Below are 9113 nucleotides of genomic sequence, written 5' to 3'. Positions count from 1 at the left end.
CGGGCCGGGAATCGGAGCGCCGCGGCCGCCCGGGTGTCGATGCTGCTCGGTCCACCGGGCGCCGTCCCACCAGCGTTGGCGGGGGCGACCCTGCGGGTCCGGGTACCAGCCGGGCGCGGGAGTAGTCACGGAAGCTCCTTGCGGGGTCTAGTCGTTGGGGAAGAAGGAGGTTACCGGAACCTTGTAGAAATCGCCCCACGCGCTGTCGTAACTCGTTTCGAACTCGACGGTGGTGCTGCCCGATGGGGGAACCGTTACCGTGACGACGTCCGGGGTCGAATGCTGGGGGAGTATGAAGCTCTGTGAGGTGCCAACGTCGAGGGAGAGCTTCACCGTCGTATTCGAGTAGTTGGCCAGGGAGGGGACCTTCTCGGTCTTCGTGGTCACCGTTCCCGTGCAGGAGACCGCGGTGTTGTCCTTGATGGTCTTGCACTCGATTGAGGCGGTGAACATGTCCGCGGCCCGGTAGGTGCTCATCATGTAGGCGGCGTTGACGCGCCCGGGGCATTCGGCGTCGACCGCATCGCGCATCTCTTGCTCGAACGCGCGGTATTCCCCGTAGATCTCATCGATGCGGGGGATGCTGTCCGGCGTGACCTTGGCGCACCATGAGGAGACGCGAATGGAAGTGGCCTGGGCGGTGACGCGCTCGGCTTCCGTGTTCATCTGCCGGGCCTGGTAGAAGCGCAGCCCCGCCAGCGCGCCGAAGATGGCCGTGATGGCTGCCATGGCGACGGCAATGATGGCGAGGACCTTGTTCAGGGGCGTCATGCCCTTTTTGGCGGCCGCGTTGGCGGAATTCACGGTGCTCACTTCGACTCTCCCTGTACCGTTTGTAGGTCCTCATTCGCCTGGTTCAGCGTCTGTTCAGCCTGCTTGTACTCCTTGTTGGCGGAGAGGAACAGGCTGGTTGTCGCGATCGCGCCGACGGTGAAGGCCACGATGAGCAGCGACAGGATGACGGTGGTTGCGAGTTGCTTGGCCGGGGCCTTGGGCCGCGCCTGGGGAACCGAGTCGTCGGTGGGCGCCGTGTCCCGGTACCCCGCGTCGTAGGTGGGCGCCGCGTCCCGGTATCCCGCGTCGTAGGTGGGCGCCGCGTCCTGGAACCCCGTGTACGCCTGGTCCGCCTCGCTGTAGGAGTCGGCGCCGTAGTCCTGCACGGTGTCGTCGGGGAGGTAGTCGTCGGTCCAGGAGTATCCGTCCCACCAGCGCAGCTGGGCGGTTCCGGCGGGGTCTGGGTACCATCCTTCGACGGGGTTACTCACGGTGGACTCCTTTCGCGCTATCCCGCCATTTTAGGGGAATTCTCGTGCGGACGGGAGGGGTGGGGTGATTGTTTGGGGGTCACATGTTGGAGGGCCACCAGGAGACCATGGAGGCGCCGCATTCGGTCTTATCCGACATGTTCGGATCGTAGGGAACCGAGATCGTGAAGGTGGAGGGCGCGCCGGGGGTCAGCGTCGTGTTGGTGGTTGCCTGGTAGGGGGTGGAGGAGTTGAAAGCGGTGTTCTTCTCGAGGGTGTATCCGACGATGGTGACGTCCAGGGGGCCCAGGGAGTTGACGGCGCTGGAGGACTTGACGGTCAGCGTGCCGGTGACCGTGGTCGTGACCTTGTCGGTCGTGCACTCCCCGATCGCGATGGCGAAGTCAGCGTCCGAGAGGGTGCGCTGGGCGTTGGCGAGCGTCTCCTTCTCGGCGCACTCGGTGTGGATGGTGTCCTTGACGGCCTGCGTCGCGGAGTCGTAGGACTTGATCGCGTCGCGAATCGATGAGGAGGACTCGCGCGTCACGGAATTGCACCATTCTTTGGCTTCACGCTGGACGTTGGCTGCGTCGAGTCGCGTCTTGGCCTCGGTGATCTGCTTGTCGAGCGCGGCCTTGTCGGACTGAGCCTGGGCGGCCTGCTCGTCGTAGCCTGCCGCCGAGTGGGTGCGCCAGACGTTGATACCGCCCACGACCGCGGAGAGGATGATGAAGATGACGGCGAGGATGGCGCCGGCGACGGTCGCTGCGCGCAGGGGGGCGGGGGCGGCGCTCACTTCTGGGCCTCCTCGATCTGTCGGTTGATGTCGTCGAGCGTGGACTGGGCGGTGTCGAGCTCCTGCTGCGCGATGCGGGCGCGTTCCTTCGCCTCGTCGTGGACGCGGCCGCTGGCCCCCAGGTGGGACCATGCGACGACGAGGACGACGATGAAGATGACGACGAGCGACCACGAGGCGACCGCGCCGAGGGTCCACGTGAGGGTACCCGAGCGCGCGGGTTCGTCCCGCGTGGGCTGAGGTTCCACGCGGGCGGGGGACGAGGCGTGGGTGGCCTCGTCGCCTGCCGCGGGCGTCGGTGCGGGGGTTTGTTCCAGCTGGTCGGTCTCTCCCGGCGAGGCTAGGGCCTCGCCGGGAGTGGGATCCGGGGCAGCGTGGGCCGAGGGGGTCGGCTCCACGTAGGGTTCGACGTAGTCGGTCCAGGCCTGTCCGTCCCACCAGCGCAGGTGCGGGGCGCCGTTCGGGTCCGGGTACCAGCCTTCCGCGGGCTCACTCATCGCGGCTCTCTTTCCCTGGTCGAATAAAACCGTTTGCTCGGTCAGGAATTCTAGTCGCCCGACGGATGGTGGGCAACTATCGGGTCAGAGGCCCTTGGGCCAGAGGTTGGTGGCTCGGAACGAGCACGAACCTGTTGTCAGTCCGCCGGAGGGCACGGTCTGCGTGAATGTCCCCTTGCCCCCGGCCGGAATGGTGAAGGACGCGGAGCCGACGGGGGTATCGGAGTTGCTCGCCTCGCCCGGCGTGAGGAAGATGTCGACCGTGACGTTCATCGGCCCGAGGTTGCTCAGCGTCGTGTCGGTGATGGTCAGCTCTCCCGTCATCGTCACGTTGCCGCCCGAGAGGGTGCAATCCGTCACCTTGCCATCGAATGCGGGGCGCGCCGAGTCGCGGAACGCCTCGGCGAACTCCTTCTTCTTCGGGCATGCCTTCGCGATCGCCGCGAGCTCGTCGTCGGGCTTGAAGTTCAGGGCAGCGGCATTGTCGATCAGGTTCATGAACTCGGAGTCGGCCTCGGTGAAGCCGTCGCACCACTTGCTGGCTGCCTTGTTGCTCTTCGCGGCCGTGATCTGCGTGCGCACGCTCGCCGTTTCGGTGTCGGTGTCCTTCTTCTGGGTACGCAGCGACTCGGCGTTGGAGCGGGCTTCCTCAGCCTGGGCGGAACGCGAATGCGCGCCGAAGCCCATGAGGACGCTGGCGAGCAGGAGACACACGGCCAAGGCCGCGCCGACGAAGGTCATGATCTTGAATGCCATGGAGGACGAGCCGGTCTTGGCTGCCGGCATCGGAACGTAGCTCACTTCTGTGCCTCCTCAAGTTCCTTCTTTGCCTGATCAAGGTCGGACTTGGCCTGATCGAGTTCTTGCTGCGCGCTCGTCTGCTCGGATTCGGCATCGGAGAGATCGCTTCCCGCCCTCGCGAAGAGCGTTCCGGTGTACACGGCGGTCACGGCGAAGACGACGGTGAGCGCCCACGCGACGGCCGTCCCGATGCGCCACCCCTTTCCGGAGCTCGAGCTCGTGGAAGCCGCGGGCGTCGTCGCGCCGGACATGCCGGTGTCCGACTGTCCGAAGGTCGGGGTCGTCCCCGAAGCGTGGTATGGGTCGGCGGACACGGTCGGTGCTTGCTGGGCGGAGGGCATGTGCGGGCCGGGAGCGGGGGCCGCCTGCTGGGCGGGGAAGCCCTGCTGAGCCGCCGCATGGTGCTGGGTGGGCAGGCCCTGCTGCGGCGCGGCGCCGGGCATGGGCTGGTACTGGTCGAGCCACATGCCGCCGTTCCACCAGCGCAAACGCTGGGTACCTGCGGGATCTGGATACCATCCGGGTGCTGGTTGAGACATGACCATCCTTTCAGTTTCTGGTTGCAGTCTATACCTATCCCGTGAGGCTTATAACGTGTTGATTGCTCCGGTCCTCACGCCCGCAGATGTGGGTGACAGGTACCCTGAAAGGTATGGCTGCTCTCTTCTCGTCTTCGCCCCTCCTCGCGCTGTTTGTCGTTGTCGCGTTGGGGGCGGCGATCGGGGCGATCAGGATTGGGCCGCTACGTTTCGGGGCAGCCGGTGCGCTGTTTGTCGGCCTCGCGGTGTCGGCCATTCACCCCGAGGTCGTCAGCACCCACATGTCGATCGTCCAGCCGATGGGCCTGGCCTTCTTCGTGTACTGCGTCGGCATCTCGGCGGGTGCCACATTCTTCCAGGACCTTCGCAAGCAGACGAACCTCCTGGCCCTCACCACGGTCGTGTGCATCGTCGGCGCGGTCATCGCGCTCGCGGGAGGCCGCCTCCTCGGCCTGTCGTCCGGCCTTGCGTCGGGTCTCTTCACGGGCGCCCTGACGGCCGCCCCCGCCCTCGACACGGCCACCCGCCTGACGGGGGATCCGAACGCGGCGGTCGGCTACGCCTTCGGGTATCCGATCGGCGTCATCGGGGGCATCCTCATCGTGACCATCACGGTGACGAGGAAGTGGTTGGGTCCCAAGGACACGCCCTCCCTCGCGGGTGCCTCTCTCGAAGCTGTCAGCGTGCACGTGTCCAAGCACATCAACACGCGCGACATCGGCGCGTGGCGCGACCAGCGCGTGCGCCTGTCCTACCTGCGTCGCGACGGCCGTACCCGCGTCACAGCTCCCGGCGAGGACCTGTTGCCGGGTGACCACGTCGTCATGGTCGGGGACCCCGAGTCCATCAAGGGGGCAGCGCCCCTCCTCGGCGAGATCCTCGACCACAACCTCGAGGACGACCGCTCCGACCTCGCCTTCGAGCGTATCGTCGTGTCCAACCCCGACGTCGCCGGCCGCAGCGTCTGCGAACTCAATGTCACCAAGCGATTCGGTGCCGTCATCACGCGCGTGCGCCGAGGGGACCTGGATCTCCTGGCCCGCGACGACCTCGACCTCCAGCTCGGCGACCACGTCGCCGTCGTCGTCCCCACGGACGAACTCGACGATATCGCCGAGTGGCTGGGTGACTCCGAGCGCCGCGTTGCCGAGGTGGACGGCATGGCCTTCGGCATCGGCCTCGTCCTGGGCCTGCTGCTCGGCGTCGTCTCCTTCCCGCTGCCCGGCGGCCAGGGCTTCCAGCTGGGAGCCGCCGCGGGCCCCCTGATCGTCGGCATGCTCCTCGGCGCCCTGCGCCGCACCGGCCCCCTCGTGTGGACCCTGCCTGCCGCCGCGAACCTGACGATCCGACAGATCGGCCTCATGCTCTTCCTCGCCGCCCTCGGCCTGAACGCCGGCCCCCAATTCGCGAGCCTTCTCACTAGCCACGACGGCTGGCGCGCCGCCGTCCTGGCGGCCGTCATGGTCGGCGTGTGCTGTGGTGTTCAGGCCCTCGGCGCGAAGTTCATTGGCCTGTCCTCCGCGCGCGCCGCCGGCGGCATCGCGGGGTTCCTCGGCCAGCCCGCTGTCCTGCAGGCCGCCGACGCCCGCGTCACCGACGAGCGCATCGAGGCGGCCTACGCGACCCTCTTCGCCTTCGCGATCATCATTAAGATCCTGCTCCTGCCGGTCATCACCTCCTTCCTGTGAGCGCCGTAGACTAGGGCCATGGCTACCCCCGACTTTGTCCTCGAGCTGCGCCGTCACGTCGGCCACGCGCCCCTGTGGATGCCCGGTACGACCGTCGTTATCCTGCGCCCGGCCCCCGGCTGCCCGCCGATCGACTGGGAGCGCCCCATCGCGCCCGAGGCCGTTGACATCCTGTGCGTGCGCCGCTGCGATAATGGGGCCTGGACCCCCGTGACCGGCATCGTCGACCCCGGCGAGGAACCCGCCGTCGCGGCCGCCCGCGAGGCCTTGGAGGAAGCCGACGTGCGCATCGACGTGCGCCGCCTCCTCTCCGTCGAGGTCGTGGGCCCCGTCACCTACGACAACGGGGATGTCACCACCTACCTGGACGTCGCCTTCGCCGCGCAGTGGGTGAGTGGCGAGCCGAGTCCCGCCGACGGCGAAAACAGCGAGACCGCGTTCTTCCGCGGCGACCAGCTTCCGCCCATGAACGACCGGTTCCGCCGCGCCGTCGCCAAGGCGCTGAGCGCCGAGGCCCCCGCCGACTTCCTCACCGCCTGACGTCGCGTGATCGGCGGGGAGCGCACCGGCCTCGTCCCCGCGCGAAAGCGCTTGTGTTTCTGTCAAACCCCTTGCGGGACTGAAGTCCTAGTGGTGGAATGGGGGTATGGATACTCCTAGCAAGATTGCATACACCGTCACCGCCGACTCCACCGGCGGCCGCGCCGGCACCTCCGCCGTCCCCGCGCTCGGCATCACCCACGTCATGCGCATGCCCAAGGAACTGGGCGGCCCCGGCGACGGCGCCAACCCCGAAGCCCTCTTCGCCATGGGCTACGGCGCCTGCTTCCAGGGCGCCATGGGACTGGCCGCCAAGGAAATGGGCATCGACACCACCGACTCCCTTGTGCGCACCACGATCGGGCTCGGCCCCGAGGGCGACTCCTTCGCCCTGACCGCCGACATCGAGGTGTTCATCCCCGGCGTCGACCTCGACCGCGCCCAGGCCCTCGTCGACCGCGCCCACCAGCTGTGCCCCTACTCCAAAGCCACGCGCGGCAACGTGCCCGTCACCGTCACCGCCGTTGCATCCTTCTGAGGACGCCCGACAGACGACAAGAACCCCGGCCTCGTCGTGGACGAGGTCGGGGTATCTTCATGCGCTCAGGCGTGCCCGTGCGTCAGGCGCTCAGGCGCCGCGCCAGTACGCCTCAAGCACCCGGGCGAGGTCTAGGAGATCATCCACGTGGCTCATCTCGCGCGCCGAATGCATTGACAGCAGGCCGATACCCACGTCCACCGTCAGGATCCCCAGCCGGGTCGCCGTGATCGGGCCGATCGTTGTGCCGCACGGCATCGCGTTGTTGCCCACGAAACTCTGCGAGGCGACGCCCGCCGCCGCGCACGCCCGATTCCACAGCGCAACGCCCTCGCCGTCCGTCGCGTAACGCTGCTTCGAATTGATCTTGATGACCGGGCCGCGCCCCATCACCGGGCGGTTATCCGGATCGTGATGGCCTGCGTAATTCGGATGCACCGAATGCGCGGCATCCGCGCTCACGCACGAGGAGGCTGCGAGCATGCGTTCGAAACCATCCTCGTCCCGGCCCAGCGCGGCAGCCGTGCGGCGCAACACCGTCTCCAGGATCGGGCCGGCCGCGCCCGTGCGCGAGCCCGAGCCCACCTCCTCGTGATCGAAGCACATGAACACCGCGACATCCCCGCCCGCGGGCGTGCCCTCCGCCGCCAGGCGCTCCAGGGCCACCAGGCCCGGGTGCACGCTCGACAGATTGTCCTGACGCGAGGCCGCCACGAACTGGCCCTTGTCGCCGAAGAAACCGGGGCCCTGGCTGGGCGTGAGAATCAGGTCGAAGGCCGCGACCTGCGACGCGTCCTCCAGGCCCGCCGACTGAGCGACATGCTCCAACACGCTGCCGGTCGGGTTGTCCACCGTCCATACCGGATGCAGGTGCTTCTGCGGATCCAGCTTCAGGCCGACCGGGTTCACGTCGCGATCCAGGTGAATCGCCAGCTGCGGGATGCGCGCGATCGGGCCCGTGCGCGCCAACACCACCTCGCCGCTGGTCAGGACCAGGCGGCCCGCCAACGTCAGCTCGCGATCCAGCCACGAGTTCCACATCATCCCGCCGTACACCTCGACGTCGATCTGGCCCCAGCCATCCGGCGTCGTCGACTGCACCGACGGCTTCACCGACAGCGCCGGCGAATCCGTGTGCGCGCCCACGATGCGGAAACCCGCGTCCTCGGCGACCGTCTCGGGCACGAACCACGCGGCCACCGCACCTCCGCGCACCATCACGTGACCGCCCGGGGACGCGTCCCACGCGCCCTTCTCGTCGACGCGCGTAAAGCCGGCGTCCACCAGGCGCTGAGCCACGACCTCGGCCGCGTGATAGGGGGTGGGAGAATCAAGAAGGAAATGCTGATAGTCCACCGCGTTCGCGTGGACCTCGTCCAGTTCAAGCTGTGCCATACCCCCATGGTAGGACGCTCCCGGGCAGCTATGCTTGTGCCATGAGCGAGATTCCCGCATACGCCCTGAATGACGGCCTGGACGTTCCCGCGATCGCGCTGGGGACCTACAACCTGCGCGGCGCCTCGGGCGTGGCCTCCATGGTGTCCGGCGTCGACGCCGGGTATCGGATGCTGGACAGCGCCTTTAACTACGAGAACGAGGGCGCCCTCGGCGCGGCCGTGCGCCGCTGCGGCGTTCCCCGCGAGGAGCTGCGCCTCGTCTCCAAGCTCCCCGGGCGTCACCAGCGCTACGACGAGGCCGTCTACACCGTCGAGGAATCCCTCATGCGCGCCGGCCTGGACTACTGGGACATGTACCTGATCCACTGGCCCAACCCCAAGCGCGGCCTCTACGTCGAGGCCTACCAAGCCCTGCTGGACGCGCGCGACCGCGGCCTGATCCGCTCCGTCGGCGTGTGCAACTTCCTGCCCGAACACCTCGACCGCGTGCACGCCGAGACCGGCGAGTACCCGAGCGTCAACCAGATCGAGCTGCACCCCTACTTCCCGCAGGCCTCGGCGCTGGCCTACCACGAGCAGATCGGCGTGCGCACCGAGTCGTGGAGCCCGCTGGGCCGCAAGTGGCGCATCGTCGAAGACCCCGCGATCGTCGCCCTGGCTGCCGAGGCGGGCGTGTCCCCGTCACGCCTCATTCTGCGCTGGCACTACCAGCTCGGCGCCCTGCCCCTGCCCAAGTCCGGTCACCCTGAGCGTCAGCGCGAGAACCTCGACATCTTCTCCTTCTCGCTGTCTCCTGAACAAATGGCGGCGATCAGCGCGCTCGGGCGTCCGGGCGGCCGCCAGGCCGACCAGAACCCGGAGTACTACGAGGAGTTCTGACTGGTTGGGCCGGTGCTTGCGGCGCCACGGGTTTTCCCGGCGCTGCACGTTTTGTCCTGTGGGCCGGGCTGCTCGGTGTGCCCGTGGGCGGCTGCCCGCCCGCTCGCCGTCAGCGCCGCGAGCTTCGCTCGGCGCGTCGGCTCGAAGCCCGGCCAGGACCTGCCACCGCCCACGGGCACCGCAGCCATGCCCTC

The 9113-nt window shown here is 68.1% G+C and carries 12 protein-coding genes; 4 read left to right on the top strand and 8 right to left on the bottom strand.

The window, feature by feature from the left end:
• The 7 genes from HMPREF1138_RS10875 to HMPREF1138_RS08230 all read right to left on the bottom strand — a co-directional run.
• Positions 1-129 (bottom strand): DUF2510 domain-containing protein (locus HMPREF1138_RS10875; protein WP_155887157.1); only part of this gene is annotated, 129 nt, incomplete at its 3' end.
• Positions 130-147: 18 nt separating this feature from the next.
• Complete coding sequence (locus HMPREF1138_RS10505; protein WP_009058622.1) at positions 148-813, bottom strand: hypothetical protein; 666 nt, start codon at positions 811-813, stop codon at positions 148-150.
• A complete protein-coding gene (locus tag HMPREF1138_RS08250) occupies positions 810-1265 on the bottom strand; it encodes a DUF2510 domain-containing protein (RefSeq protein ID WP_009058625.1) in 456 nt (151 codons plus the stop codon). Before HMPREF1138_RS08250 ends, HMPREF1138_RS10505 begins: the two co-directional genes overlap by 4 nt.
• Before the next feature lie 79 nt (positions 1266-1344).
• Entirely contained in the window at positions 1345-2040 is a 696-nt protein-coding gene (locus tag HMPREF1138_RS08245; RefSeq protein WP_009058618.1) for a hypothetical protein, read from the bottom strand.
• Entirely contained in the window at positions 2037-2537 is a 501-nt protein-coding gene (locus HMPREF1138_RS08240) for a DUF2510 domain-containing protein (protein WP_009058614.1), read from the bottom strand. The genes HMPREF1138_RS08245 and HMPREF1138_RS08240 overlap by 4 nt, the downstream gene beginning before the upstream one ends.
• An 84-nt stretch (positions 2538-2621) precedes the next feature.
• A complete protein-coding gene (locus HMPREF1138_RS08235; RefSeq protein WP_155887156.1) occupies positions 2622-3338 on the bottom strand; it encodes a hypothetical protein in 717 nt (238 codons plus the stop codon).
• Positions 3335-3877 carry a DUF2510 domain-containing protein gene (locus tag HMPREF1138_RS08230; RefSeq protein WP_009058623.1) on the bottom strand — a complete coding sequence of 181 codons (543 nt, stop codon included), beginning with the start codon at positions 3875-3877 and terminating at the stop codon, positions 3335-3337. The genes HMPREF1138_RS08235 and HMPREF1138_RS08230 overlap by 4 nt, the downstream gene beginning before the upstream one ends.
• 113 nt (positions 3878-3990) lie before the next feature.
• Between HMPREF1138_RS08230 and HMPREF1138_RS08225 the strand changes: the two genes are divergently transcribed.
• The 3 genes from HMPREF1138_RS08225 (at position 3991) to HMPREF1138_RS08215 (ending at position 6643) form a co-directional block, all read left to right on the top strand.
• Positions 3991-5565, top strand: a complete 1575-nt coding sequence (locus HMPREF1138_RS08225; RefSeq protein ID WP_009058627.1) for an aspartate:alanine exchanger family transporter — start codon at positions 3991-3993, stop codon at positions 5563-5565.
• An 18-nt stretch (positions 5566-5583) separates the two neighbouring features.
• Positions 5584-6105 carry an NUDIX domain-containing protein gene (locus HMPREF1138_RS08220; protein WP_009058612.1) on the top strand — a complete coding sequence of 174 codons (522 nt, stop codon included), beginning with the start codon at positions 5584-5586 and terminating at the stop codon, positions 6103-6105.
• Positions 6106-6211: 106 nt separating this feature from the next.
• Positions 6212-6643: an Ohr family peroxiredoxin gene (locus HMPREF1138_RS08215; protein ID WP_009058620.1), complete on the top strand. Its 432-nt coding sequence runs from the start codon at positions 6212-6214 to the stop codon at positions 6641-6643.
• Between the two features lie 90 nt (positions 6644-6733).
• Here the strand turns inward: HMPREF1138_RS08215 and HMPREF1138_RS08210 are convergent, their stop codons facing one another.
• A complete protein-coding gene (locus HMPREF1138_RS08210; protein WP_009058616.1) occupies positions 6734-8038 on the bottom strand; it encodes a M18 family aminopeptidase in 1305 nt (434 codons plus the stop codon).
• Between the two features lie 41 nt (positions 8039-8079).
• Here HMPREF1138_RS08210 and HMPREF1138_RS08205 point away from each other — a divergent pair, with 41 nt between their 5' ends.
• Complete coding sequence (locus HMPREF1138_RS08205) at positions 8080-8919, top strand: aldo/keto reductase (protein ID WP_009058608.1); 840 nt, start codon at positions 8080-8082, stop codon at positions 8917-8919.
• The last annotated feature ends 194 nt before the right edge of the window (positions 8920-9113 follow it).

It is taken from the genome of Actinomyces sp. ICM58, assembly GCF_000283035.1.
GTDB lineage: Bacteria > Actinomycetota > Actinomycetes > Actinomycetales > Actinomycetaceae > Pauljensenia.
This window is presented reverse-complemented; position numbering and strand designations above follow the sequence as displayed.

Coding starts and splice junctions, on each gene's coding strand:
- HMPREF1138_RS08225 (WP_009058627.1), top strand. CDS start 3,991: ATGGCTGCTCTCTTCTCGTCTTCGCCCCTCCTCGCGCTGTTTGTCGTT.
- HMPREF1138_RS08215 (WP_009058620.1), top strand. CDS start 6,212: ATGGATACTCCTAGCAAGATTGCATACACCGTCACCGCCGACTCCACC.
- HMPREF1138_RS08220 (WP_009058612.1), top strand. CDS start 5,584: ATGGCTACCCCCGACTTTGTCCTCGAGCTGCGCCGTCACGTCGGCCAC.
- HMPREF1138_RS08205 (WP_009058608.1), top strand. CDS start 8,080: ATGAGCGAGATTCCCGCATACGCCCTGAATGACGGCCTGGACGTTCCC.
- HMPREF1138_RS08240 (WP_009058614.1), bottom strand. CDS start 2,537: ATGAGTGAGCCCGCGGAAGGCTGGTACCCGGACCCGAACGGCGCCCCG.
- HMPREF1138_RS08210 (WP_009058616.1), bottom strand. CDS start 8,038: ATGGCACAGCTTGAACTGGACGAGGTCCACGCGAACGCGGTGGACTAT.
- HMPREF1138_RS08230 (WP_009058623.1), bottom strand. CDS start 3,877: ATGTCTCAACCAGCACCCGGATGGTATCCAGATCCCGCAGGTACCCAG.